This window comes from Thermococcus aggregans (assembly GCF_024022995.1).
GTDB lineage: Archaea > Methanobacteriota_B > Thermococci > Thermococcales > Thermococcaceae > Thermococcus_A > Thermococcus_A aggregans.
In genome coordinates, this window is record NZ_CP099582.1 from 1,589,692 (window position 1) to 1,614,566 (window position 24,875).

22 protein-coding genes and 2 tRNA genes are annotated in these 24,875 nt (G+C 45.3%); 8 read left to right on the forward strand and 16 right to left on the reverse strand.

Going from position 1 to position 24,875, the window contains the following annotated elements:
• Positions 1-37: 37 nt before the first annotated feature.
• Positions 38-1,984: a beta-CASP ribonuclease aCPSF1 gene (locus NF865_RS08660; protein WP_253304327.1), complete on the reverse strand. Its 1,947-nt coding sequence runs from the start codon at positions 1,982-1,984 to the stop codon at positions 38-40.
• Positions 1,985-2,002: 18 nt separating this feature from the next.
• Entirely contained in the window at positions 2,003-2,626 is a 624-nt protein-coding gene (gene psmB, locus NF865_RS08665) for an archaeal proteasome endopeptidase complex subunit beta (RefSeq protein ID WP_253304328.1), read from the reverse strand.
• 586 nt (positions 2,627-3,212) lie between these two features.
• Here psmB and serK point away from each other — a divergent pair.
• Both serK and NF865_RS08675 read left to right on the forward strand, forming a co-directional pair.
• The gene (gene serK, locus NF865_RS08670; protein WP_253304329.1) at positions 3,213-3,944 is read left to right on the forward strand and encodes an L-serine kinase SerK; all 732 of its coding nucleotides are present in this window, start codon (positions 3,213-3,215) and stop codon (positions 3,942-3,944) included.
• A gap of 122 nt (positions 3,945-4,066) precedes the next feature.
• Positions 4,067-4,732 carry an HAD family hydrolase gene (locus tag NF865_RS08675; RefSeq protein ID WP_253304330.1) on the forward strand — a complete coding sequence of 222 codons (666 nt, stop codon included), beginning with the start codon at positions 4,067-4,069 and terminating at the stop codon, positions 4,730-4,732.
• Between the two features lie 238 nt (positions 4,733-4,970).
• Here NF865_RS08675 and NF865_RS08680 read toward each other — a convergent pair whose 3' ends face one another.
• From NF865_RS08680 to NF865_RS08705, 6 genes are all read right to left on the reverse strand, one after another.
• On the reverse strand, positions 4,971-6,050 hold the full coding sequence (locus NF865_RS08680; RefSeq protein ID WP_253304331.1) for a hypothetical protein: 1,080 nt from the start codon (positions 6,048-6,050) through the stop codon (positions 4,971-4,973).
• A 36-nt stretch (positions 6,051-6,086) separates the two neighbouring features.
• Positions 6,087-6,164, reverse strand: a tRNA-Val gene (locus NF865_RS08685).
• A gap of 13 nt (positions 6,165-6,177) precedes the next feature.
• Positions 6,178-6,255 (reverse strand) — tRNA-Ala (locus NF865_RS08690).
• Between the two features lie 211 nt (positions 6,256-6,466).
• A complete protein-coding gene (locus tag NF865_RS08695; RefSeq protein ID WP_253304332.1) occupies positions 6,467-8,149 on the reverse strand; it encodes an ATP-dependent DNA ligase in 1,683 nt (560 codons plus the stop codon).
• A gap of 42 nt (positions 8,150-8,191) precedes the next feature.
• Positions 8,192-8,419: a hypothetical protein gene (locus NF865_RS08700; protein ID WP_253304333.1), complete on the reverse strand. Its 228-nt coding sequence runs from the start codon at positions 8,417-8,419 to the stop codon at positions 8,192-8,194.
• The gene (locus NF865_RS08705; protein WP_253304334.1) at positions 8,416-9,330 is read right to left on the reverse strand and encodes a pantoate kinase; all 915 of its coding nucleotides are present in this window, start codon (positions 9,328-9,330) and stop codon (positions 8,416-8,418) included. The genes NF865_RS08700 and NF865_RS08705 overlap by 4 nt, the downstream gene beginning before the upstream one ends.
• A 102-nt stretch (positions 9,331-9,432) precedes the next feature.
• On the opposite strand from NF865_RS08705, the gene NF865_RS08710 reads away from it, so the two are divergent.
• A complete protein-coding gene (locus NF865_RS08710; protein WP_253304335.1) occupies positions 9,433-10,224 on the forward strand; it encodes a dimethylarginine dimethylaminohydrolase family protein in 792 nt (263 codons plus the stop codon).
• A gap of 20 nt (positions 10,225-10,244) precedes the next feature.
• Here the strand turns inward: NF865_RS08710 and NF865_RS08715 are convergent, their stop codons facing one another.
• The 3 genes from NF865_RS08715 to NF865_RS08725 form a co-directional block, all read right to left on the reverse strand.
• Complete coding sequence (locus NF865_RS08715) at positions 10,245-11,903, reverse strand: Na+/H+ antiporter NhaC family protein (protein WP_253304336.1); 1,659 nt, start codon at positions 11,901-11,903, stop codon at positions 10,245-10,247.
• Positions 11,904-12,207: 304 nt separating this feature from the next.
• Positions 12,208-12,795: a type-4 uracil-DNA glycosylase gene (gene udg, locus NF865_RS08720; RefSeq protein ID WP_253304337.1), complete on the reverse strand. Its 588-nt coding sequence runs from the start codon at positions 12,793-12,795 to the stop codon at positions 12,208-12,210.
• Positions 12,782-13,150 carry a hypothetical protein gene (locus NF865_RS08725; protein ID WP_253304338.1) on the reverse strand — a complete coding sequence of 123 codons (369 nt, stop codon included), beginning with the start codon at positions 13,148-13,150 and terminating at the stop codon, positions 12,782-12,784. The genes udg and NF865_RS08725 overlap by 14 nt, the downstream gene beginning before the upstream one ends.
• Before the next feature lie 197 nt (positions 13,151-13,347).
• Here NF865_RS08725 and tes point away from each other — a divergent pair, with 197 nt between their 5' ends.
• Complete coding sequence (gene tes / locus NF865_RS08730; protein WP_253304339.1) at positions 13,348-15,105, forward strand: tetraether lipid synthase Tes; 1,758 nt, start codon at positions 13,348-13,350, stop codon at positions 15,103-15,105.
• A 5-nt stretch (positions 15,106-15,110) separates the two neighbouring features.
• Positions 15,111-15,383 carry a DUF3213 domain-containing protein gene (locus NF865_RS08735; RefSeq protein ID WP_253304340.1) on the forward strand — a complete coding sequence of 91 codons (273 nt, stop codon included), beginning with the start codon at positions 15,111-15,113 and terminating at the stop codon, positions 15,381-15,383.
• Positions 15,384-15,430: 47 nt separating this feature from the next.
• Here the strand turns inward: NF865_RS08735 and NF865_RS08740 are convergent, their stop codons facing one another.
• The gene (locus NF865_RS08740) at positions 15,431-16,921 is read right to left on the reverse strand and encodes a DUF2139 domain-containing protein (protein WP_253304341.1); all 1,491 of its coding nucleotides are present in this window, start codon (positions 16,919-16,921) and stop codon (positions 15,431-15,433) included.
• A gap of 516 nt (positions 16,922-17,437) precedes the next feature.
• Between NF865_RS08740 and NF865_RS08745 the strand changes: the two genes are divergently transcribed.
• A complete protein-coding gene (locus NF865_RS08745) occupies positions 17,438-17,899 on the forward strand; it encodes a DUF1931 family protein (protein ID WP_253304342.1) in 462 nt (153 codons plus the stop codon).
• Positions 17,900-17,955: 56 nt separating this feature from the next.
• Here NF865_RS08745 and NF865_RS08750 read toward each other — a convergent pair whose 3' ends face one another.
• Positions 17,956-19,854, reverse strand: coding sequence for a dipeptidyl-peptidase 5 (locus tag NF865_RS08750; RefSeq protein WP_253305645.1), 1,899 nt, complete (start codon positions 19,852-19,854; stop codon positions 17,956-17,958).
• A 165-nt stretch (positions 19,855-20,019) separates the two neighbouring features.
• On the opposite strand from NF865_RS08750, the gene NF865_RS08755 reads away from it, so the two are divergent.
• Entirely contained in the window at positions 20,020-22,461 is a 2,442-nt protein-coding gene (locus NF865_RS08755) for a tRNA(Met) cytidine acetyltransferase TmcA (protein WP_253304343.1), read from the forward strand.
• 130 nt (positions 22,462-22,591) lie between these two features.
• Here NF865_RS08755 and NF865_RS08760 read toward each other — a convergent pair whose 3' ends face one another.
• Genes NF865_RS08760 through NF865_RS08770 form a run of 3 tightly spaced genes read right to left on the reverse strand, consistent with a single transcriptional unit; the run spans position 22,592 to position 24,116 of the window.
• Positions 22,592-23,347: a 7-carboxy-7-deazaguanine synthase QueE gene (locus tag NF865_RS08760; protein WP_253304344.1), complete on the reverse strand. Its 756-nt coding sequence runs from the start codon at positions 23,345-23,347 to the stop codon at positions 22,592-22,594.
• An 8-nt stretch (positions 23,348-23,355) separates the two neighbouring features.
• A complete protein-coding gene (locus tag NF865_RS08765; RefSeq protein ID WP_253304345.1) occupies positions 23,356-23,604 on the reverse strand; it encodes a hypothetical protein in 249 nt (82 codons plus the stop codon).
• An 11-nt stretch (positions 23,605-23,615) separates the two neighbouring features.
• Positions 23,616-24,116 (reverse strand): hypothetical protein, encoded by a 501-nt coding sequence (locus NF865_RS08770; protein WP_253304346.1) that lies wholly within the window; start codon positions 24,114-24,116, stop codon positions 23,616-23,618.
• Positions 24,117-24,293: 177 nt separating this feature from the next.
• Here NF865_RS08770 and NF865_RS08775 point away from each other — a divergent pair, with 177 nt between their 5' ends.
• On the forward strand, positions 24,294-24,854 hold the full coding sequence (locus tag NF865_RS08775) for a CBS domain-containing protein (protein ID WP_253304347.1): 561 nt from the start codon (positions 24,294-24,296) through the stop codon (positions 24,852-24,854).
• Positions 24,855-24,875 lie beyond the last annotated feature (21 nt).

A 24,875-nucleotide genomic window follows, 5' to 3' on the forward strand; every position in this document is an offset into this window, starting at 1 on the left:
TACCCACCAAAAAAGAATGTTAAAGAAAATCAAAGTATCACTTCAACCTGATAGCATCGAGGTTGTTGGGAGCCCTTGTGGAAATGCCAAACTTCTTGTGGATGCTTGAAGCAAGGTCAAGACATTTCTGGGGTTCTCCGTGGACTGTTATTACTCTCTCTGGTCTTGGCTTTACCCTTGCAACATAGCTCATTAGCTCCCTTCTATCAGCGTGACCTGAGAATCCATCTATGGTGTGGATTTCCATGTTTACTTGGATAACTTCTGTCTTTCCGCCTTCGCCTACCATGGGTATCTCCCTTAAGCCTCTTTGAACTTGTCTGCCCAGAGTTCCCTCTGCCTGGTAGCTTACGAATATCAGTGAGTTCCTTGGGTCTGGGGCAAGGTGCTTAAAGTACTCTACGCTCGGCCCTCCTACCAGCATACCGGAGGATGCTATGATTATTGCAGGTTCTTCACTTTCTATTATGTCTTTCCTCTCATTTGCATTTGCGACTGGCTTGAATATCTCATTTAAGAACGGGTTGTAGCCTTCGTGAAATATCTGGTTTCTCAGGTTTTTGCTTAGGTATTCTGGGTATGCTGTGTGAATTGCCGTTGCCTCCCATATCATACCATCTAGGTATATCGGGACATCCAAGCCGCCTACTCTCGCGTACTCCTCGAGGGCTATCATTATTTCTTGGGCTCTTCCAACCGCCATTGCGGGGATGAGAACTTTTCCTTTACGCTTGATTGTGTGGAGAATAACCTCGATAAGCCGTTTTTCAGCTTCGTCTCTCGGCATCTGATAGTCTTTGCTTCCTCCATAGGTTGACTCCATTACCAAGGTCTCAAGTCTTGGGAACTTTGCATTTGCTGGTTCAAAGAGTCTCGTTGGAATGAACTTGAAGTCTCCGGTAACCGCTACGTTGTGGAGACCGTTTCCAATGTGCAGGTGAACTATTGAGGAGCCGAGAATGTGGCCTGCGTTGTGGAGGGTAAGTCTCAAATCTGGCGATATGTCTCTGACCTCTCCGTAGTCGAGGGTTATTGTGTGCTTAACAACTTCTTTTATGTCTCTAGGCCTATAAAGTGGATCAAGGCCGCTGCTCTGCTGTATTTCAATGAAGTCCTTTTGAAGGAGAACCATTAAGTCCCTAGTAGGTGGAGTTGTGTAAATAGGCCCGTCAAATAGGTTGTATCTGAAGAGATAAGGCAGCAAACCAGAGTGGTCGAGGTGTGCGTGGGTAATTATTATTGCATCCAAAAGCCCCTCCTTAAGGACGTAGGTAAACTCAGGGGCATCAAAGTGTGGGAAGCCCTTCTTGGGGTCGTTTAATGCCGCGACGTTTACACCAAAGTCAACCAGTACAAAGCTCTCATTTGTTTGGAGCAGAAGGGCACTCCTTCCAACTTCTCTAAATCCTCCAAGTCCAGTTATCCTTATCCAATCACTCTTGAGCTCTGGCTTCCTATAGATGTTTCTTCCAACTTGTCTCAAGAACTTTCTTCTATCCTTGCTCTCGGACTGCAAAATACTTCTAATAGAATATATGGTCTGGGACTGTATAGGAGGAGTTCTAACAACTTTCGGCGCCCAATAAACTTTCTGAGCTATCTTTCTGAGCGTCTCTCCGTTTTTTCCAATTACCAGTCCTGGCTTTTTAGCTTCGATTATTACCTCTCCCACAGAGGGGTCAAAACTTATATTCGTTATTTCCGCTTCTGGTGGGACTATCTGCTTAATCAACTCTTCGGCTTTTTCAGGAGGGAGAAGAACGTCTGGGTCAGGCCTCACACTAATTCTCTTTTTGAGAACCTTTGCGAGATTTTTTATGAGCTCCCCATCCTGCATTACAACTTCAGGGTTTTTTACATAAATAACAAGCTCCGGTCCTTCAAATTCAACTTCAGTTATCTTGGCTTCCTTAGGTATCATTTGGTTAATAATCTCTCTAATTTCTTTTAGAATCTCATCAACGTTTGTCTCTCTTTTTATCACACTAACCACCCCATAGAATCAAAGCTTTTTAATTATTTTCTCGACTTCTTCTCTAGAAAGTTCTCTATAACCTTCTTTTGTAATAACAACGACCATTATACCATCCCCGGTAAAGACATCTCTTTTTATTGCGGTGTTTATGGCTTTTATGGCTAATTTAACGCCTTTTTTAACGTCCATATTTTCGTCATATTCATTATCCAAAATGGAGTATGCAAACTCCATACCAGAACCTGCGGAAACGTACTTATCTTCAGTAATTCCTCCAACCATGTCAATTGAATACAGGCTTGGCTTTTCATTGTAACCTCCCACTAAAAACCAGCCAAAATATGGGAAGTACCTTCTCTCGCTTAAGATGTTGGAAGTTAGCGTTGCTAGAGCCTTTGTCGTCATCTCCTTGCCAACTCTTGCCTTGTAAAGCTTTGCTTCTGCCCTTAAAAGTCTTACAAGGCTCAGTATGTCGCCAACACTTCCAGCTCCTGCTAAAGCTAGATGATCGTCTATCTGGAATATCTTGGTGACCTCCTTGGATATGACCATGTTGCCAAGTGAAGCCCTCATGTCCGCAGCTAAGACTACCCCGTCCTTACAAACAATGCCTACTGTTGTTGTCCCTTTAATTTTGTCCAAAGCCAACACCCCTTCAGGATACTCGTTTTGTCTGAGAATAGAAACAAATCGTTACAAGGGAGGTTTGACTGAGAGAGTATTTAAAGTTTTCGCAAAGCAACATGGGTTGTCTCCTCTCCAGAGGGGCAGTTAAAGAAAAAGCTTTTATTCCATGAAATGTTTTACCTCGTGAAAGCCTTGCCCTTTAGGGCGGGGATGCAGAGATTCTAAAATCGGCATTCGAATAGAAACTTTTTTGAACTCTTGCAATGTAATAGGGCCTTGGAAAGTCCATCAAAGAACAACCCGATGAGATGAGGGGTTTCATGTTACCCTCCAGCATTGGAGGGATGACGCCGTAAGGCGTCCCTTCAAAACTGCCTCTCGGCAGTTGAAAACTCTGGAGGGTGGCCTTTAAACCATAACCCCAATCCGCTCTGCGGTAGGGGTAACGGGCCCTAGACCGGGCCTGCGGGCTGAACCGAAACCGGCAACGGGAGTAGGTTATGGGCCCGCAAACCTTCCCGCCACTGGCGAGGGGTTAACTAGTTGGAACCCTCGCCTTTCAAGGCGGGGAGGAGGTCAGAATAGTGTAGCCACTAGGGGGTATGATAAAATGGGTGTTGAGAAAGTCCCAAAATACGACATACCGGTAAAGAAAGTTGAATATGTTTTTATTGAGCTCGAAAAGATGAAGCCTCACGAACAGCTCGTCCAGAAAGAGCTTGAAGCATTTATTGAAAGCGTCACTGGTTCCGGCATCTTTTGGAAGCCCATGCTTTTGGCAAAAGTTCCTGGAGAAGATATGTACCTTATCGTTGACGGTCACCACAGATGGGCGGGCTTGGAGAAGCTTGGAGCAAAGAGAGCACCCTCAGTAATTCTTGACTATTTCAGTGATGATGTTAAAGTTTACACATGGTATCCAGCTTTCAAGGGAAGCCTTGAAAAGGTTCTTGAGAGGCTCAAGGCTGAAGGTCTTGAGGTCATGGAGGATCCAGAGGCCGAAGAAAAAGCCGAAAGAGGGGAGATAGCCTTCGCTCTCATTGGAAAAGAGAAAAGCTTTGCTATTCCGGGGGCACTTGAAGAACAAAAGAAGGTCAGCAAAGTTCTTGATGAAATGAGCGTGGAAGGCGAGATAGAGCTGATATACTACGGTCTCAAAGAAGATGCAAGGGAAGACATGGACAAGGGCGAAATCGATTATGTCTTTATCAGAAAGGCTCCAACCAAGGAAGAAGTCATGGAGCTTGTAAAGAGAGGAGAAGTCTACTCACCAAAGACAACCAGACACGTTCTACCGTTTATTCCCGACAAAATCGATGTGAAGCTTGAAGATCTGTTCTGATGTTCTCTTTTTTCCAAAACTTTTTATTACTTCTCCCCAATATTTCCCAGTCGATGATGATGGATCAACCGGCTGAAAGATGATGATGTCTAGCCTATCTGAGATGCATCAGAGGGATAGAAATGTTAAAGGCGTTGATATTTGACGTTGATGAAACCCTTGTCTATTATGAAAACTACGATGGTAAAGAGTGGTTTGAGAAGTGGGGAAAGAAGGAAATAGAAAAACTCAACGTTAGTGTGGACTTTGAAACTTATAAGAAAATGGTTAAAGGTGAACTACCGCGAAGCTGGGTTGAAACGCTGGGAGTTAATCATGTGGAATTTTGGAAAGCTATAGACAAGGCGAATCTTGAATACAGAAAATGGGCTGCAAAGCACGGGCTAATAAAGGCCTTTCCCGATGTTGATGTTCTAAAGGACTTAAAACGCATGGGCTTAAAAATGGCTGCCGTTAGCAACGCTTCTCAAGATTGTACTGAGTTCGTGCTGGAGCTGTTTGATCTAAAAAAGTATTTTGACGTAATCTTTGGGAAAGATTACAGCTACCTTGATGGGGCTAAGCCAAGTCCATATCTCATAAACAAAGTCCTCAATGCCCTTAGAGTGTCTCCAAAAGAAGCCCTTGTTGTAGGAGATTCTCTCTCAGATATAATAGCCGCACACAGGGCTGAAGTTAAGGTAGTGCAGGTTATGAGGTTTGGAAAAGTGGAAGGCGCAGATTATTATGTAAAAGACCTGAGGGAACTTCTTTACTTGGTGCGCTCATTGATGGATAAGGATTTATAAAGGGTTGTCCTAATTTACAATGCCCCTGCGCGAGGACCCCGGGGAAAATGAACCGGGGGGCGATGCGGGGGCAACAGCTCGGCCATAGCGAGGTCCCCACGGGAGGGCCTTCCGCGTTACGGAGCGCAATGACCGTGGGAAACCCTGGCCGAGTACACTATTCTGGCCCGCCTGGGTTAAGCCGCTTGAGAGTGCCTTATGGCTTCAATGAGAGCGGTCGTTACGGGCGGGCCACACTTTAAAATATTGTCAAGGGCTTTGAAATGGAAACTAGTTCTTCTACGGCTAATGAGAGTTCTTCAGGTGTTTTGGGATAATAAGTGCCAATCTCGTAGTTTCTTTTAAGACTTGTAATAAGCAGGTTTGCTGACGACTCTATGCTTGAGCCTGTGTAGTTCGAAGTAATCTTAGAATGCAGATTTTGATAGTAGCGGGCGTCGATGTCTAGAGGAGTTGTTCTCAGCAGTTCTTTCACAAATGTCCTGTTCTTTTTTGTGTTCCTTATGACAAGCGTTATTTTAGAAAGATTGCTGTTGAGGGATTGTATTGTGGTTATTAATTTCTCAAGGGTTCCGTTTATCCATGGTGAAACTATTACGGGCTCTTTAGCCTCGTAAAGGACATCTGCTATTCCAGCGTATATAGTATAATCGCCTGGCATTGTGCGAATTATTTCTGGAGCATTCTCTGGGGTAGAATACATTATAAACTCTTTTCCAGCCTTTGTAAGTCTTAACTTGCCAGACCGTTTTTCAACTAGTCCCAATTCTAAGGACAAAGGCACAAAGAGCGAGTTGACTACAAATCCATTGTAAGGCTTGGCTATATTCCCCTTCTTAATGATGCCCAGTTGTGAAAGTATAGAAGTCCAGTATTTCATTTCTCCTCCGAGCTCTGAAACTATATCTTGAGGACGTACCGAACCAGCGTCATCAATGTATCTCAAGAAAACAATTAGAGGATACCACTTTTTGAAGATTCTTGCCAGTGCTTCTTTGTAATCTTCTTTGCTCTCTTTCAAGGAAGACAGGATTCTTTTACCGTAGGTACTTACTTGATAGTTCTTTCCACTACTTTTGACTAGGATTCCCAAATGCCACAGCAATTTAGCAAAATAGTAACCCTCCTTTCCAGTTTTGGCAAGGGGATTTTTGCTGGTTGCTTTTAGGAAGAACCCTATTTCGTTAGGAGTTACTACTTGCTTTGTATTGACGAACCTAAGGAGTCTTAAAAACGTCTCACTGTCGAACCAAGCAACTCCATAACTGGAGAAATAAATCTTTGAAGCATAAAATAGCTTGCCTATAATAAGTACCACCAAGAAAGTTTGGGGATTTAGAATAGAAATTCTTTTTGGTGGGCCCGCGGGGATTCGAACCCCGGACCTCCACCTTGTCAGGGTGGCGTCATAACCAGTCTAGACCACGGGCCCGCCCAAAGAGTTGTGGTGGACCGGCCGGGATTTGAACCCGGGGCCTCCGCCTTGCCAAGGCGGCGCTCATCCCAGGCTGAGCTACCGGCCCACTTCATCAAGCCAGATACGTATCCTAGAAATGAGTTTAAAAACTTTACGCTGAAGCACCTTTTAAAGGAGAATATGCAACAAAGAAGCAGCGCAATCATGATATTATAACACCCCATATAAGAGCTTTTCTGCCAATTTGAGGGCAAAAAGAAAAATTTAGTGGGAGTTGAGCTCCATAAATGGTTAAAAAACAAAAACAAGTAGCCAGTTCATTTGCCTGCTTTCATTCTTTCTTGTAGCTGGTAGAGTTCTGCTATCCTCTGTATTGTGTCAGCGTCTTCGGGTCCCTTATCCTCTCTCAAGGCAACATACCTGGGGAACCTCAATGCAAAGCCGCTCTCGTACTTGGGGCTCTTCTGAATTTCCTGATAAGTTACCTCTATTACGACTTTCGGCTCTATCTCAACGAATTTTCCGTGCTCTCTCTTTATCAAGGGCTTAAGCATCTTAGTGAATTCTATTAGGTCTTCATCGGTGAATCCGCTCCCAACCTTACCAACCGGAACAAAATCTCCTCTTACTGGGTCGTAGGCTCCCAAAAGGAATGAGCTTAGGACTCCACTCCTCCTGCCTTCTCCCCATTCTGCGCCTATGATGACTAGATCGAGATTCTCCATTGTCGGCTTAATCTTCAACCACTTCTTTCCTCTGTTACCTGGCTCATACACCGAGTCAAGCCTCTTCGCCATTAATCCTTCGTGGCCCATGTCAAGAGCCCTGTGATAGAATTCCTCCGCCTCCTCTGGGTTCCTCGTTATCAGGTTTTCTGCCACCTTTATCCATTCGTTTGTGTTCACGATGCTTTCGAGGGTCTTTCTTCTATCTATAAATTGAACGTCTATCATGCTCTTACCGTCAACGTAGAGAACGTCAAAAAGGTTGAGCTCGAGGGGTATCTTTTCAATCATTTCCTCTATGTTGTACTTCCTTCTAAACCTTCTCAGCACGTACTGGAACGGCCTTGGTCTTCCCCCTTCTCCAACGGCAACAAGTTCGCCCTCGACGATAACCTTCTCAGGTTTTAAGGAATTCTTGACTCTCTTAACAACTTCTGGAATTGATCTTGTGACGTTTTCGAGACGCCTTGAATAAACGATGACCTTGTCTCCGTCCTTGTGAATCTGAACTCTAGCGCCATCGTATTTAATTTCAAACTCTGCTTCTCCCCCCATCTCTATTAAAGCTTCCCTAACGTTAGCCGCCATTTGGGCAAGCATCGGTTTAATTGGCTTTCCAATTTGGATTTTTACTTTCGAAAGGCCCTCATTTCCTTCCAGCTTTGCTACTTTGGCAACAAATCCGAAGTCGCTTGTAAGCATGTATGCCCTCTCAACAAGCTCGACCTTTACTCTGAACGCCTCGGCTATTGCATCTCTCAACAGCCCTTCTGCAACTCCAGTTCTCATAGTCCCCAGTATTGTCCTTGCCAGGTACTTTCCTTCCTCCGGAGAAGCGTCCATGAAGAGATTGGCGAGGTATTTTAGCTTTTTATCTTGGCTTCCTTCGCCAGTTGTCTCAGCAACTTTAACCAAAGTGTCATAAACCCTTTTTATTGTAAGGGGCTGGGAGAAAAAGCTTTTTTGCTTCCTCTTTTGAAGGGCAAGAGCAACACTTTCTCCCAAATCTCCGGTGTCTTTTACGGATTTTTCTATTTCCTCGCTGTCTACTCCAGTTGCCATAGAAACAGCCCGTATTAATAACTTCTCACCAACTCCAAGTTCTCTCTCGTCCCAATCTGGAAAGACTTTTCCTAAGATCAGATAGGGAACAATTTCCAGTAACTCGGGGTCTTCAACTTTTTTCAAAAAGTCCGCTACAAATTTTGTCTTTAGAGTCTTTAGAGTTGTTTTCTCAAGTCTCCTATACAGCTCGGCTAGTTCTTTGTATAACATCGACACCACCACATTGAAGTATCGCATTAAAGGATAAAAAGATTAGTCCTTTCGAATTGGTCTGAACCTCAGAAGTTCAAAAAGTACAGTCGCTATAAAGCCTCCAGCAAATGCTAGAGGAGCAGAATACCTTTCTTCAAAAGCATATAAAAATGCAAATCCCCCTGCAAATCCAGCTGCAATAAGCCCAATTTCTCTCTGGTTGCTTCTGTTAAAGTATATTGCCAAAAGGATAGAAAATATTGAGAGAACAAGGTACAACGGGTTCATATTTTTCCCTCCATCCATCTTTCAACGCTTGGTCTTTGGGTGTAGACGTCGCATATATGATATTCTTCTATGGATAAATCTTCCAAGAGAGATTTTGCCTTTTCTATTTCATTTTCATTCAAAAGGGCAAAGATGCTCTTTCCCAGCATAATCATTGAGGATGGCAAGTGGAGAACTTTATCAATTTCTTTGGCAATTTCCAAAAGCTCTCCAGATAGTAGTCCCGTCCGTTCGGAAAACTCCCTTGCCACTTTCATCAAAACTTCAACTTTGGGATTGGATAAGAGTGTATTAAGGGCTTTTTCTCCTTCTTTTTCAATTAATTGAACAACATCGCTGTCAAGCACTTCCCTTGTAGGAAGCCTTCCCATTGGCACTGCCAGAACTTTATACCCTTCAAAAAAGATGTTATCTACTACTCCAATCCCGGGAGCGCCGGGTTTTGTCCTGATCTCTATTCCCCCGTGAACTTGGGCTATAACGTCTCCGAGTCCCCCCTTGTGAAGGACTTCATGCTTGTGAGCTATCTGGGCGGCTTGAAGGAAGGTTTTCTCTTTAAGAGCAAAAGCCAAAGAAAGAACGGTTCCTAAAGCTCCTCCAGCACTGTTTCCAAAACCATAACCATTTGGAAAGTCAAAATACTGCCAGATTTCAATCTCTCCAGTAAAATCCTTGGGGATAATTTCGTTAGCGACTGAGTAGCTAATAACGGCATCTTCTTTTTTGACGGGTTCTCCATTAAATGCTATGTGTATATGTCTCTCCAAACCCTCTTCTATGCTTACGAAGATATTTGTTCCTTTGCTTAGGTTTATCCCCGCTCCAAGCGAACCTGCTAAAAGAGGATCCTCATTGAATCTAGGGACAAAGAAAGCTGTGATATGTGCTGGAACAAAGGCTCTTATCAACACTTTCTCACCCCCATCTAAGTTGGGAGAGGTGTTTTTAAAGGTGAGCTTAGTTTTGGACAAGGTATTTAATTTTCTTGCTCCTATATTTAAGTGGTGCTTTCCATGGATTGGCTTTTTGATGTTGTGATAGTTAGACCTCCGGGAGAGAGTTACAAAAACTGCGTTTCAACAAATCCAGAGCGCTTGAGCATAGATGTTAACCTTGCCAAAAAGCAGCATAGGGAATACGTGAAAATTTTGAAAGAAAACTGGATTGAAGTTATTGAACTCGAACCACTTGAAAGATATCCTGATAGTGTTTTTGTTCAAGACACCGCAGTAGTCGGAGTGAAATCAAATCTCGCAATACTTAGCAGGTTTGGAGAACCGAGCAGAAGGGGAGAGGAGGAGAGCATTGGAAAGGTCTTGAGAAAAGAGGGCTTCGAAATAAAACGCATAGAAGAGCCCGGAACGCTTGAAGGTGGGGACGTTTTGGTAACTGATGTAGGAATAGTCTTTGTAGGGCTTTCCCAGAGAACCAACATTGAGGGCATAAAGCAACTGGTCAACTTCTTCCTCAAACTGAAAGTTGTAAGCGTTCCCATATCGAAAATTTTTCACTTGCTTTCTGGCGTCAGCTATCTTGGAAGTAAAACCATCGCAATATCTCCTCAAGTTGTTGATGTTAGTTACTTCGGAGGCTTTAAGCTAATCCAAATTCCGGAAGATGAACTCTATGCAAACAACATGCTCTATTTGGGAGAGAAGAGAGTGTTGTTGCCAGAAGGCTATCCAAAAACCGAGGAAAAACTAAGAAGAGAAGGTTTCAAGCCAATAACAGTTAATGTCTCTGAGTTCTGGAAAGGAGATGGAGGAGTTACGTGCTTGAATTTGCCGTTCTATAATGTTCTGTAACTAAAAAAGGAAAAAGAAAATCACTCTTCAACTACATATACTGGCACTTTGCCGTGCGGTATGCCATATTTCTTGCCATACCACTCGCTGAGGAAGTACCATGCGGCCACGAGAAGCACCACACCGAGCGGCAGGAGTATCGTCCAGCTCCTCACTCCAAGGCCAAAGAGGACGTAGAGCACAGCGCCTATAGACGCAACGGTAATGGCATAAGGTATCTGGGTCGTGACGTGGTCTATGTGATCCGAGCCGCTGAACATGGAGCTCATTATTGTTGTGTCGCTTATCGGGGAGCAGTGGTCGCCGAATATTGAGCCGGTGAATGTCGCTCCGATGGTGGCGAACACTATCTCATTAACCTGACCTCCTGTGAATGCGAGGCTAAGCTCAACACCGAGCGGAACCATGATGGAGAATGTTCCCCAACTGGTTCCTGTGGTGAAAGCGACGAACATAGCCGCGAGGAACATTATGAGGGGCATCCACGGCCCAAGGTTCGCTCCAGAGCTGGTGGCTAGGCTGATGACGTAGTCACCGGTTCCAATGGTTTCAGCTGCAGTACCTAGGCTCCAGGCAAGGACGAGGACGGTGTTAGCGAAAATCATCTGCTTCATACCTCTTATGACTGTCTCCTCCCACTCCTCTATTGTCATTTTCTTTCTGCTCAGGAGCATTACACTAGCAACAACAACCATGGCAAAGGATCCCCAGAGAAGGGCAGTCGCAGCGTCTGCCTCACGGAAAGAATCGATGAAGCTGTAACTGAGAAAGTTGACTCCGAAGGGGTTCTCAAGCTCTGTCCACCAGCCCAAGTCTTGACTATATGCCTCAAGGTTCGCTGCACCAGTATACCATAAACCTATCATTGAGACTCCAATGAGGACAAGGATAGGAACCACAAAGTCCCAGGGATCTCCACCTTCTTTGGGTGCTCCGAGGTCAGTCTCGGTACTCATAAGTGGTTTCGCACCGTCGCGGAGAACTTTCCCCTCAGTTCTGGCGCGATATTCAGCTTTCAGCATAGCTCCGTAGTGCCTGTGGGTGTATGCCACTATTAAAACGAGTATTATTGCGAGGATTGAATAGAACCTGTATGGAACACTTGAGAGCCAGGCGTCGTAGGTTCCATAGTCGACCTTGGCGCTCGTGAATCCCCTTCCTATCATAGCTAGCTCGTAACCTATCCAGGTGGATATGAGCGCCATTCCCGCAATTGGTGCGGCTGTTGAATCGTCAATATATGCAAGCATCTCCCTCGAAACTCTCGTTTTGTCGGTTATGGGCCTCATTGTGTTTCCTACGACTATCGTGTTAGTATAATCGTCAAAGAATACAAGGACGCCCAGAAGCCACCCAAGGAGTGAAGCACCCCTGCTACTTTTGACTCTCCTTGCTAGGGAAGCAGCAAGCGCGTGGACTGCGCCGGACTTGTAGACAAGTCCAACACCTGCTCCGATTAGGAAGTCGAAGATGAGTATCCTTGCGTTCCAGTCGTCTGTTACACTCCCAACTATCCATTCCAAACTTTGAGTTGTACCAGTTACCGGATTCCATCCTGCTACCATTACTCCACCAATCCACACTCCCGCAAACAGTGCTAGGATGACTCTCTTGGTCCATATAGCCAATCCAATAGCTACCAGAGGAGGTAGCAAAGACAGCGCCCCAAAGTCTGACATATTTACACCTCCCTACACCTTCCTATGCCCCCAAATTTTTCGAGTCTTTTATAAATTTTTCGTAGATATTATTGCATTTTTGAGAATCACCGAATTTTTTCGCATAGCTTTCCAAGTTTGCCAAAATAAATTCGAAAAAGGAATAGTGTAAATTTCTGTCTCCTGTTGCATATAGATGGTGTATTAAGTTTAACATTATACAATACTGCACTTATGCCATAAATTTCCTAGACATTCATTTTTGATAATTCTTGAAAGCCCTGCGAAAGTTAACAAAAAAGAATTCGAAATAAAAATTGCAAGCCTAGGATAAGTTCTCTAACAAGTTTTTCAGCTTTTTGAAGTCTTTTTCAAGCTCTTCCCTAAGCTGAGGTTTATAAAGGGCAACCGCCGGGTGGTACATTGGCACAATAATGATTTTTCCAAACAGGGTTCTGGCTTCAAATACCTTCCCATGAATCTTGCTTATAGGCTCGGGCTCAAAACCAAACTTTTTAAGAATGTACGCCATCGAGTGCCTCCCTAATGGCACGATGATCCTTGGGCGGATTATGTCTATTTGCTTGTCTAAATAGGGGGAGCAGGCATTAATTTCCTCTTCCGTTGGATCTCTGTTGTTGGGAGGGCGGCATTTTACGACATTGGTAATGTACACATCCTCGCGTTTAAGCCCAATGCTTGCTAATAGCTCATCCAGTACTTTTCCAGCCCTCCCAACAAAGGGTAAACCCTTTTGGTCTTCCCAATAGCCGGGAGCTTCCCCAACAAACATTATTTTAGCGTCATAGCTTCCAGAGCCCAGGACTGCGTTTGTTCTTAGTTCTCCCAATGGACACTTTTTACAGGTCTTTATTTTCTCTTCAAGCTTTTTCATAGCTTCATTCTTTTTCATGCTTAACACCCAGCCTCTCCTGAGAGAGATAAGCCGTTAAAAGCTCTTTCCAAGCTGTGTAATACCCCTTTTCGTAGTCGTCTCTGAATTCATGCTGAAGTATGCTCTCAAAATGCTCAAGGAGTTTTTTGGCCTTTTCCTTGTCTGGATTTCTTATAAGCTGAACTATCAGAGAATCAGTATCGTTGTCTTTCAATGCAGATAAAAAGCCGTTTATGGCTTTGCTGTAACCTCTTCCCCATTCATCATCTCCCACTATCTTTTCGAGTTTATCCAGATGAGATTTCGCCTTGGCGTAGTCTCCTCTCATCAGCGCTCTGAGGAACATTTCCATTCTCATCTCCCTTGCGGGCATTCTTCACCACCACCTTATTTGGGATTCTTGGTGTTTTTAACACTTTTCAAAGACTCGCATATGTGAGGGAGTATCCATAAATACTTAAGGAGACAAAAAATATCAAATCTGTTGAAATACCTATGAAAGTAAATTTTCATATTTACGCAAAAGTTTTTATACCTTGTATTTGTAAAAAATTTGTAGAGGTGGTAGAAATGGAAGAAATAGCCGAAGGGACACCAAGCGGGGAGAAAGAATTCGATGAACTGACTAAAAATGTTCGTGATTTGATTGAATACCCTGAAATAAGCGAGGAAGAATTTCAAGAACTCCTCACAAAAGCCAGCAGAGGTTATGGTGATGATCTCCCCCATAAGACGTGGTCCCTCTGTCCCGAGACTAGAAAGGTTGTTCCCGCTGTGGTCTGGGAAAAAGATGGGAAGGTTTGGATAACAAAGAAATGTCCCGAAGGATTGATAACCGATGTTTATTATGAAGATGCGGAAATGTATAAGCGCTTTAAGGAATGGAAATACGATTTTAAGATAAAGAGCTATAACGTTGAAAACACCGGTGTAAACTGTCCTTTTGATTGTGGTCTTTGTCCGAGACACCGCTCACACACGAACCTTCTGAACATAGTTTTGACTAATCGCTGCAACCTGAGCTGTTGGTATTGCTTTTTCTATGCCAAAGAGGGCCAGCCAATTTACGAACCAACGCTTGAGCAAATACGCATGATGCTCCGCAATGCGAAAAAGGAACAGCCTATCGGAGCTAATGCGGTGCAGTTTACTGGAGGAGAGCCGACACTGAGAGATGACCTCATTGAGATTATAAAAATTGCAAAGGAAGAAGGATACGATCACGTTCAGCTCAATACCGACGGCATAAGGCTTGCTTTTGAGCCAGAACTCGTGAAAAAGATTAGAGAGGCTGGCGTCAATACCCTTTACCTAAGCTACGATGGAATGACACCTAAGACTAACTGGAAGAACCACTGGGAGATTCCTTTAATCTTCGAAAATGTGAGAAAAGCAGGTGGGCCTGGAATTGTCCTAGTGCCTACAACCATAAGGAACGTCAACGACCACGAGCTTGGAGCCATAATAAACTTTGGCCTTAACCACCTTGACATCGTTAGAGGAGTTAACTTCCAACCCATCTCGCAGGTCGGTAGAGTCCCAAAGAAGGAGCGCCAGAGGTTCAGGATAACGATTCCTGGTGCGATAAAGCGCATAGAGGAGCAGACCAATGGGGCCATTGCCAAGGACGACTGGTACCCAATCCCGATAGCTGGCCACATAGCGCGCTTCTTTGAGGCCTTCGCTGGAAAGCGTTACTACATGACCAGCCACTTCGCCTGTGGAGCGGCCACTTACGTCTTCCTCGACCGCGAGAACAAGCGCGTCGTCCCGATTCCGCGTTTCATAGACGTTGAGGGCTTTGTCGAGTACCTTGAGACTAAAGCAGAGGAAATAGAGAAGTGGAAGAAACTTGGTAGGCTCCAGAAGCTCAAGCTCGGTGCGGAGATATTCATGAAGTTCAAGAGCTTCTACGACGAGAAGTACGCACCGAAGGGGCTGGACGTTCTCAGTCTCATAAAGAACGCCTTCGTTCACGGCACCTACGACGCCCTCGGAAAGTTCCACGAGAACGCTCTCTTCCTCGGTATGATGCACTTCATGGACGAGTACAACTATGACGTCGAGAGGGTTGAGCGCTGTGTCATCCACTACGCCATGCCGGATGGAAGAATAGTCCCGTTCTGTACCTTTAACGTGATCCCAGAGCTCTATAGAGACAAAGTCCAAGCACAGTTCAGCTATACTTGGGAGGAGTGGAAGAAGCTCCATCCAGACTGGGAGTACCAGAAAGACAAGTATGTAAGAACCAAGGAGTTCATTGAAAAGATGAGGAAAAGTGAACTCTATAGAAAAACCTACATCGACATAAAGAACTACTTCGGGTGATGGCAATGAGGAGGATAGATTTTAAATTCAACAAAATAACCCCTGACGAAGCCAGAGATATGCAGTACAAACTTTCACTTGATTTAGCTGTCTACAGGGCTTTCATCAACGGATATTCCAAGACTGGCTACGTGGTATTCGATGAGACAAAGCTGCCGAAGGATAAGCTTTTGGAGATGCTTAAACCCTTTGAACCAGAGATTATCAGCGAAAGAGAACTAACTCCGCAAGAACTCATCGAAAGCAGTTTGAGCTGGAAAAATACAATAGAAGCCTAAGTTTGTTTCTTTAGGCTTCCTTTAAAATTTTAAAAATCAAAAAAAGGCTAAAGGAGCTTTATCTTTATTTTTCCTGCAGTGTCCGGGTTTTCCAGCTTAAACGAGACTATGCCGCTGAAAGAAGACAGATCAATAATGTTCTTGCCACTTTTAATTCCAACAACATCTTCATAAGCCCCCTCAACTGGAAGGGAAAGGTCGTATTCGTATACCGTTAATTTGTTGTCCTTGCTTGAGTTTATTATCAACTCTGCCTCCTTGTACCCATCAAGAGGTATTCCTCCAAAGGCGTTCATTCCGAGGAACTTGCTTGCCTTTGCTAGGGAGGCAGTATTGATGGAGATGGTGAGAGCCGGAGGTCTTCTCTGGATGATGTCTTCATCAAGAACAAGTATATCCCTGTTGCCGGTATCAAAAGGCGTCGCTTCCAGGGCTCCGGTGTTGGGGGTGGTGTTTGTTCCAAGAAGTATCTTTCCGAAGGCTTTCTCTATGCTCGTTATTCTTGCCCCAAAAACACCAACTACCTTGACCATCGGAGGGGCTACATAGAGAAGCAAGGAGGGAGCGTTTATAGCGTTTGTAAATTCAGCCACTAATTTGGATTCCTCATCTAGCGGTCTGTATACTGCATCGTGATGGGCGTTGTAGGCTATCAATACCCCTCCACCCAGCGGAAGTGCGTTTGTTCTCATGGGCGCGTAGAAGTTTGGAAAGTCCAGCAGTCTGATGAATTTCATTTCTTCGTCGTTAAAGGGATTGCCAACGAACATTCCTCCCCTCACAAAGGCAAAGATCCTGTTGTATGCGCTCTCCATGTCTCCTAAAACTGGCCTTACTGGAGGATTTCCATCCACGGAGGGGCCGATGGGGAAGGTTTCCCATTTTCTGGTAATCAAGTCGAAAGCGTGGAATTCCCTTACTCCCCAATCAAAGTTCTTTCCAACTCCGAAAAACACGGTATCGTGAAGAAGTGCACCTTTAAGGCTGGGATTCTCGTTGAGGAGCTTTACCTCTCCGGTTTTTCTGTCAAGTTCATATATGCCGAGGTTAGCATGCCCGTCCTCCCTCGCTATAAGGAGCTTGTCTTCGTAGGGATCGTATATTATGTCGCTAACCTCTCCTGCCCATTCCGTTTCGTGGTGAATTGAGTCCTTCCATAGAAGCCGTATTTCGTCGTTTTCCGTGTCGTATTCGTGAACATGGGAGTATTTGTTGACAAAGCTTATTGTTGACTTCTCGTTCTTTCCTTCATAAACTGCTGGAGCGTGCACCCATCCGCCAAAGTAGATAAACTCGTCAACTGTCTCAACAGCATTATACGTGTCGCCACCGGAAGTCGGTTTTTCACCGACGAGCTCAAATTCGTATACTCTCTTTGAATCGTCCCGTATAAAGTGAGCCCGGGCCTCAAACGCCAGTGTAAAGTATAGAACATCGTTGTGGTACCTTAAGCCAAATATTCCTCCGCTTCCCCATTCGGGGCCATAGCGAGGTGGAAATCTGCTCAAATGTTTTAGGATTTCCACGGATACCACCATTAAAAATTTGTCTCGGGGAGATTTAAAACATTGTGCAAGCTGGGGGAGAATTTGTTGAGAGCATTAGGATTCTTGAGCAGCCACAAGCTTTTTATATCTGCTCTCGTAATTGAATTTGGGCCCACTATGCTGGCGGAACTTGTAGCAGGCTTCCTTTTTATCCTGACATGGACAGGATTTTTTTGTGATCGTGGGAAACCAGAAGAGTATCTGGAAAACCACTTTGGGAGTGATCATGCTGTTCTTGACGATGATAGTTTTGAACTACGCGAAATACCACTTCGGTGAGCTTCTTGGCTGGTTCTTCGGTACTACACTCGGCTTCTTGTTTGGTATCTAGATCATTCAGAGAATTAAACTAGAAAAGCCCACCGAGGAAAGTGCTATTGCGAGGTTCCTTTTTGGTCCACTCATCTTTGCGGCATTATTAGTTATCATTCTTTTTCTTTGAGGCTCGAAAATTTTAAATACCTTGAGTTACTAAAATATAATGAAAGGTAGAGAGGAGGTGAGAACATGGCTGAGATGATAATACCCTACCCGCAGCTCAGAAGTATCTTGGAGAAGACCTGTGAGCTTGCAGTTGCCAAGCCGAGAGCAGAGGAAATGATGGACATAGTTGAGAAGAAACTTGCTGACCTCTTTGAGGTGGCTTACGAGAACGCCAAGGCCGAGAACTCAAGCACAATAAAGATGCGCCACATACCAATTACCAAGGGTTTCAGGAACAGCATGAACCTCTTCAGGGCTGTCATAAAGGAGGAGAACGTGGAAATTGAGCCCATTAGAAAGTACGTCCTCAAGAAGATACCAAGTGACATTCCATTAGAGGAAGAAGTCGTGAACGGGCTTCCGATTATTGCGGGAACTCTCTTCGTGCTCGTTGGAAGGGTCATTAAGGCCCTCCATCCAGAGATTAGGAACGTCTATCCCGAGCACATTGAAGAGGCTGAAAAGGTTCTGAACTACACGCTCTGAATGTTTAGCTCTTCAAACTCTTCTTTTCCATTAATTAGAAAAAGAGTGGAAAGAAATTACTTCTTCAGCCACTTCTCCATCCACCCGACTATGAGCTCAAGCCTCCTGACGCGGTGCTTTGGCTTTCCGCTTCTGCTAAGGTCGTGGTTCTCTCCGGGGAAGATCGCCAGCTCAACGGTCTTACCTAGGTATTTGAGCGCGGTGAAGAACTGGAGAGCCTCTGGGAGCCAGCAGCGGTAGTCCTCCATCGAGTGGATTATGAGGAGCGGTGTCTCCACGTTGGGGGCGTACTTAAGCGGGCTCTTCTCCCAGTAGCCGTCGAGGTTGTTCCACGGGTCGCTGCCTATCTGGTCGGGAGCAAAGTAGTAGCCGATGTCCGTCGTTCCGAAGAAGCTCACCCAGTTGGAAATGGAGCGCTGGGTAACGGCAGCCTTGAACCTGTTCGTGTGGCCGACTATCCAGTTTGTCATGAAGCCACCGTAGGAGCCGCCGGTAACACCGAGCCTCTCCGGGTCAATAAAGTCGAAACGCTTCAAAGCTTCGTCAACGACCTCCATGATGTCCTGATAATCGCGCTCTCCGTAGTGCTCCCTTATGTCCGCAAAGTCTTCACCGTAGCCGTCGCTGCCGCGCGGGTTGGAGAATATCACGACGAAGCCCTTGGCTGTGAGAACGTGGAACTCGTGCATGAAGGAATAGCCGTAAGCCGTCTTCGGCCCGCCGTGGATTTCAAGCACGGCTGGATACTTTTTGCCAGGCTCAAAATCAACGGGCTTCATTATCCATGCGTCTATCTCAACGCCGTCACTGGCCTTAACTTTGAAGTGCTCGGGCTTCGAGAGCTTGTAGTCATTAATCCAGCCGTTGAAGTCGGTTAGCTTCTTCTCCTTCCCGTCCTTGAATATGTAGAGCTCCGTTGGAGTTACCGCATCCTGGGCGGTGAAGGCTATGTAATCGCCGATGGCGAAACTCTCCACGCTCCTGTCGCCGCCGATGACTCTCTCAATCTGCCCCTCAAGGTTCACGCGGAAGAGATTAGCCCTCGGCCCATCAGTGGCGACGTAATAGATCCAGCCGTCCTTGAAGACCAGCTCGGCCCTTTGAGAGCCACGGACGTCGCAGTTGAGGGAGTTGTAGGCCGCGCGGTCGAGTCCGGCGGTGAGCTTCCTCATCTCGCCCATCTCTGGGTTGTAGTGGTAGATGTGCGTGTTCGTTGGGATTCCACGCTCGCGCGTGTTGGCCTTGAGGATGAAGGTTCCATCGTCGAGGGGTATGAAGTCCTGGACGCTCCACTTTCCGGGAGTTAACCTTTTCGCCTTCCTGCCTTCGAGGACGTAGAGGTCGCTGACCATCGGCTTCTTCTCGCGGTCTTCCTGGGCAATGAAGTACAGCCTGCCGTGGTGGAAGCGGATCTGCGAGACATCTAGATTTTTCGGCGTCAGACGCTTCTTCTTTCCGCTTTCGACGTCCACGAGATAGACGACGTTCCTCTTTCCGTAGACCCAGCCGACACCGTTGAACCAGAAGGGGAGCTCCTTGATGATGTGGACGTCGTCCTTGGGCTTCTTCTCGATGTCTATCGGCGTAACAACGGCTATGCTCTTTCCGTCCTCGGTGAAGCGAATGTTCTTGATTCCGTATTTGAACTTCGCCAGAAGCCTGGCCTCGCCGCCGTCCGTCGGGATTACGTACAGCTCGGCCTCCCTGCTCTCCTTATCGCGCTTTGAGGTGAAAGCAACGAGTTTTCCGTCAGGCGAGAAGCGCGGGTTTCCGTCCTTCTTGTCAGAGGTAAATGGCTTAACTTTTCTGCCATCGTAAAGGTAGAGCCTTGAGAAATAGTCGTCCTTCTCGACGCTTATCTCAGTCACCTGGAAAACCAGCTTTCTCCTGAACGCATCGATGTTTCCAACGAGTTTGAACTTTTCGAGGTCTTTAATACTCAGTCCCTTAGCCATAGAAACCACCAAATTATCATCGCCCTTTTCGTATAAAAACTTAGCGTTTCGATGGTTATCGAGAAACTTTGACATCCGATTTGTGTCCCATATTTTTGCGTGGGGCTTTGAAGGAAAAGTATAGTTTTTTAAGCATGCCGTCTTTTTCATTTGTGGGGATGAAAAATGACCGTGAAAGTGAGATTCGACAGGGAAGTGAGAGAGTACGCTAAAAGCGAGGGTGTTAAAGATTCAACGTTAAAGCTCACTGAAACGGCTCTCGCAGAGGCTATTGAGGAATTTCATAGAAGAATGATAGTTTTAGCCGGAGATACCATGAAAAAAGCAACCTTGGCTGGAATCCTCGGTGGGGCTGCTGCTAAAATAATCTCATCTATTCTTGAGGATCTTATGAAAAAGAAGCTTAGGGATGAAAGTGAAAACAAAGTTGAGGTTCTCTATGCCACGGATGCTCTCGGCCAAGAGACATTTGGAAGAAAGAGGTATGAGGAATTCAGGAAGCACTTTGACGTTTTGGTAGGGGAGAACGTAAACGTTACGGCAGTTACCTTTAAATACACTCGGGAAATTCTTGGAAGGACTTACGACCTTCTTGTCCTCGATCTCAGCTATGATTTCTCCCCTAATGACCTTGGTAGGATAATAGAAACGGTTAGGGGAGGAGGACTAATATTTGTTCTTGCCAACCCCTTCGAGAAGTGGAAGAATATGTGGACTGGCTTCCACAAGAGCCTTGTTACTCCCCCCTACACCATAGATGACGTGAAGAAGAGATTTAACCGGAGACTGATTAGGAAGTTTGAAGAGCATGAGGGGATTTACATCTTAAACGCCGAAAGCCAAAAAATCCTCAAAGGGCCGAAGAATGAGAAAACTCAAGCAAAGCTTCCCGAAAGAGAGAAGATTGAAATTCCAGACGATATAAAGTTCCCAAGAGAGCTCTATGAGCTCTGCCTTACGAACGGGCAGGTTGAGGTTCTTAAAGCCCTCGAAGAATTAATAGAAAAGGATGGAATGGTGGTTTTAACGGCTGACAGAGGAAGAGGAAAGAGCGTCAGCGTCGGTATAGGCTCAATTGGTCTCGCAGTGAGGGCAAAGAAAAAGCGCGTGAGGATAGTTGTTACGGCTCCAGAACTCGAAAACGTTCAGAGCCTCTTCCGCTTTGCGAAAAAAAGCCTCCAAAAGCTCGGTTACAAGCCGAAAGTTATAATGGAAAACGGCCTCATAAAGGAAATATACGCCAAAGGGATAGGGTTGAGATATTACCCGCCAACCCAAGGGTATAAAATGAACGCAGATGTTTACATAATTGACGAAGCCGCTGGAATCCACGTGCCGATACTCCATAAGTACCTCACCAAGCCCAAAGTGATTTATTCCTCCACAATTCACGGATACGAAGGAGCTGGAAGGGGGTTCTCGGTTAAGTTCCTAAAGAAGGCAAAGGAGAAGAGGGAGTTCAAGGAGATACACTTATCAGTGCCGATTAGATACGAAAGCAACGACCCCATTGAGAGGTGGCTCTTCAATGTCCTTCTACTGGATGCAGAGCCGGTAGAGCTTACCGAAGAGGACTACGAGCTTATTAGAAAGAAGGAAGTCTACTTCGAAAAGCCCGACCTTGATGATTGGTTTGAAAACGACAGAGAAGATTTGAGACACTTCGTTGGTATTTACGTCCTTGCCCACTACAGGAACAGACCGAGCGATGTTGCCCTTCTAGCGGACGCTCCCCACCATGAAGCGAGAGTTTTGAGGCTTAAAAACGGAAAGATAGTCTGTGCCGTGCAGATAGCCAAGGAGGGCGGAATTCCGAAGAAGGACATAGATAGGATGGTAAAGGGCTACAAGCCCAGAGGAAACATAATCCCCGATATGATGGTCAAACATCACTACGCAAAGGAATTTGCAAAATTAAAGGGCTATAGAGTTGTGAGAATAGCCACTCACCCAGATGCAATGGATATGGGTCTTGGAAGTAAGGCGCTCGAGTTGCTTATTCAAGAAGCCGAGAGAGAAGGGTTTGATTGGGTAGGAAGCGGATTTGGAGCAAGTGAAGAGCTTATAAGGTTCTGGGTGAGAAATGGATTCGCAGTAGTTCACCTAAGCCCCTCAAGAAACCCCGTTAGTGGAGAATACACGGCGATAGTGATAAAGCCGATAAGCAAAAAAGCTCAAGAAATCGTCAAGAAAACCAATGACGAATTCAGAATCAGGCTTACGGAGTGGCTTGGGGACACGCATAGAGACTTGGAGCCGGAAATAGCAAGATGGCTCTTCGAGACGCCCTTTGGAGAGAGCGTCAATTATCCAATACACCTCACAGACGTGCAGAAGAAGAGGCTTGAAATGTTTGTCGGCAAGGTTTTAACCTACGACACAGTTCTTGACGCGGTAAAACCGTTGGTAAAGCTATATTTCCTCGATGGCTGGATGAAGCCATATCTCGACGAAAGACAGATACACCTCCTCATCTACCGTGTTCTCCAGGCACACACATGGGAAGAGACCGCTAAGTTCATCAACAGAAGCCCAATGTTCACGATGATAGAAGTGAGGGACATAATAAGGGGTCTCTGGTACTACTACAAGCACATAATTAAGTGAGCTCGTCTTTGCTGTTCTTCTTTTAATTTCCGCTTTGAGTCAAAAATTAAAAGGGGCATTTAAAGGCTCAGCTTCGTCGATCCCGGGCATCAATTGCCCCAAAGGCCAATCTACATCATCGCCTTGTGAACTAAAGCACGTTCAAATACTTGTGCACTTGGAAGCTCAAACCAACGTTGTCTCTTCCCATAACCTTCGCCGCGATGTTATAAAGCCTCATAAGCTGGGACTGGAAAATATCAATCGGTTCCTTGGGCTGTATGGCGAGAGGGGCTAAGCCCTTTAACAGCTCCGCATACCACTTTACGTTTTCCTCTTTTGTATCTTTTGTAACCACGAGCTTTGCGTAAGTTTTCACCCCAGCTTTCTTGAGAATTCTAATGCTCTCCACTTCCTTGAGCACCAGCTCCCTCCAGTTTTCAGTTGCACGGGCAGTCTCGTCTTTTATATCAACGCTTGCGTAGTCAACCAGCGGAGCAACCTCCTCAATGAGCTCTGGAATTCCCCCGTGAGTTTCTAGGAAATTTGCAAAACCGAGTTCTTTCATCCTTTCCATAAGTGCTTTGAGCGATTTAACCTGAAGAGTAGGCTCGCCGCCAGTGTAGCTTATTGAGTGTATATCCCCTGTATCGAGCTTTAAAATGACATCAACAACTTCGTCAAGCTTTGCGGGGTTTGGTTTGTACTCAAATCTTCCCGTGAAGGGCTCCACTTCGTAGCGCCACTTCTTAACGCTTGGGGCAGAAATAAACGCCCTGGAATCACACCATATGCACCTCAGATCACAGCCAGCAAACCTAACAAAAATCTGCCTTCTGCCAAATGCACTACCCTCTACGCTCCCGCCTTCCCCTTGCCAGCTGTTGAATATCTCTGCCAGAATCATGGAATCACCTAAAGCTCTATCCCTTTCACTTTATCGCTCACGTATCCTTCGAGGATTTCTACTTTTACGCTCCGCTCTTCGCCGGTCAGATCAGCCATGAGTTCAACGCCTTTAGCGTAGTCCCAGAGCCTCCTTTTTGCGTCGTCATCAATCGCCTCACACATGATGATAATTTCCCTTGGGTCTTCCCTGCTCGCGATTTCTATAACTTTCATGGCATCACTAACTGTAAAGAGGCCTTTTTTCTTAAAGAGCATTTTTTCATCACCTAAACGTACTTCATCAAAAGGGAAACGGCTTCTTCTAAGATGTGTCTGTCTTCAGCATCTACAACATTCTCCAGATAGTAAAGACCTTTTATGTTAAGAATGATGTAAGCCTCATCTCTATCTAGGCCAAGGTCATAAGCTTCGTAATAAACCCTTTCCTCTCCCAAAGCTTCGTTGAGCATTTTAACGAAATAGTTTATTTCATCCGTTGTTAAGTCGTCCCATCTGCTCTCCATCTCGTCAAAGTATCTCTCAAGAGTTCTTAATGTTTCTAAGTCTACTTTAAGCGTTCCCTCCACATAGGGGAACTCGCCGACCCTGAATATCTTTACACCGTCCTCGTCCCTCACACCAACGTAATCCCAAAGGAGAACTCCTTCTATGACACTGACCCCATATCTGCTTGCAAGGTAAGTAAACCTCTCCATAACCTCTTCAATATCCTCCAAAAACTCCTCTTCATTGGTGAACCTAACTACCTTACTTATTGTTCCAGCCATATCTCACACCTTGAAGGTTCATCACTCCCTAAGGGTTATAAGCCTTTAGGGTTAACCTCAATTGCCCGAGGAGTACTGGGTTGCGATGACCTCGGGACCCCCAGGGGGGCGACATCTCCAATGCCCCCCTACTAAAGTTTTTAAAACTTTTGTTGCATTAATAACTGGGGGTTATTTATGGTTATCATTCCCAAGCCAATTGATCCAAGAGAGATAAAGAAGCTTAGGAAAGAACTTGGCATAACTCAGGAGGAGCTTGCCAAAAAAGCTGGGGTTACGCAGGCGTATATAGCAAAGCTCGAAAGCGGCAAAGTTGATCCCAGACTGTCTACTTTCAACCGAATTCTCCAAGCTTTAGCTGAATGCAAAAAGGCCCGATTTAGAGCGAAGGAAATAATGTCTTCCCCCATAATAAGTGTCAAACCCTATGAAACGGTTGAGAAGGTTGTTAAGCTTATGAGTGAGCACAACATTTCTCAAGTGCCTGTGATAGCCGGCAATAAGGTAGTCGGCTCTGTAACGGAAAAAACACTCATTAGAAAGAGCTTTGAGTACGAGGATCTTCTCTCAAAAAAGGTTATGGAAATTATGGACGAGCCTTTCCCAATAATAAATGAGGACGAGAGCATTGAAGTCGTAAAGTTCCTTCTTGAAGAACATCCAGCAGTTATAGTACAGAACAAGGAAGGCAAGCCTGTTGGAATAATAACCCGTTCAGACCTGTTCAAAATAAAATAATAGGCTAAAAACAAAACTAAA

Excerpts from the sequence above, each read along its gene's own strand:
- udg (WP_253304337.1), bottom strand. The coding sequence starts at position 12,795 with ATGAAAAAGAATGAAGCTATGAAAAAGCTTGAAGAGAAAATAAAGACC.
- NF865_RS08695 (WP_253304332.1), bottom strand. The coding sequence starts at position 8,149 with ATGTTATACAAAGAACTAGCCGAGCTGTATAGGAGACTTGAGAAAACA.
- NF865_RS08770 (WP_253304346.1), bottom strand. The coding sequence starts at position 24,116 with ATGGCTGGAACAATAAGTAAGGTAGTTAGGTTCACCAATGAAGAGGAG.
- NF865_RS08760 (WP_253304344.1), bottom strand. The coding sequence starts at position 23,347 with ATGATTCTGGCAGAGATATTCAACAGCTGGCAAGGGGAAGGCGGGAGC.
- NF865_RS08765 (WP_253304345.1), bottom strand. The coding sequence starts at position 23,604 with ATGCTCTTTAAGAAAAAAGGCCTCTTTACAGTTAGTGATGCCATGAAA.
- NF865_RS08675 (WP_253304330.1), top strand. The coding sequence starts at position 4,067 with ATGTTAAAGGCGTTGATATTTGACGTTGATGAAACCCTTGTCTATTAT.
- NF865_RS08700 (WP_253304333.1), bottom strand. The coding sequence starts at position 8,419 with ATGAACCCGTTGTACCTTGTTCTCTCAATATTTTCTATCCTTTTGGCA.
- NF865_RS08740 (WP_253304341.1), bottom strand. The coding sequence starts at position 16,921 with ATGGTGGTATCCGTGGAAATCCTAAAACATTTGAGCAGATTTCCACCT.
- NF865_RS08745 (WP_253304342.1), top strand. The coding sequence starts at position 17,438 with ATGGCTGAGATGATAATACCCTACCCGCAGCTCAGAAGTATCTTGGAG.
- NF865_RS08735 (WP_253304340.1), top strand. The coding sequence starts at position 15,111 with ATGAGGAGGATAGATTTTAAATTCAACAAAATAACCCCTGACGAAGCC.
- NF865_RS08775 (WP_253304347.1), top strand. The coding sequence starts at position 24,294 with ATGGTTATCATTCCCAAGCCAATTGATCCAAGAGAGATAAAGAAGCTT.
- serK (WP_253304329.1), top strand. The coding sequence starts at position 3,213 with ATGGGTGTTGAGAAAGTCCCAAAATACGACATACCGGTAAAGAAAGTT.
- NF865_RS08715 (WP_253304336.1), bottom strand. The coding sequence starts at position 11,903 with ATGTCAGACTTTGGGGCGCTGTCTTTGCTACCTCCTCTGGTAGCTATT.
- NF865_RS08755 (WP_253304343.1), top strand. The coding sequence starts at position 20,020 with ATGACCGTGAAAGTGAGATTCGACAGGGAAGTGAGAGAGTACGCTAAA.
- NF865_RS08710 (WP_253304335.1), top strand. The coding sequence starts at position 9,433 with ATGGATTGGCTTTTTGATGTTGTGATAGTTAGACCTCCGGGAGAGAGT.
- NF865_RS08725 (WP_253304338.1), bottom strand. The coding sequence starts at position 13,150 with ATGCCCGCAAGGGAGATGAGAATGGAAATGTTCCTCAGAGCGCTGATG.
- tes (WP_253304339.1), top strand. The coding sequence starts at position 13,348 with ATGGAAGAAATAGCCGAAGGGACACCAAGCGGGGAGAAAGAATTCGAT.
- NF865_RS08750 (WP_253305645.1), bottom strand. The coding sequence starts at position 19,854 with ATGGCTAAGGGACTGAGTATTAAAGACCTCGAAAAGTTCAAACTCGTT.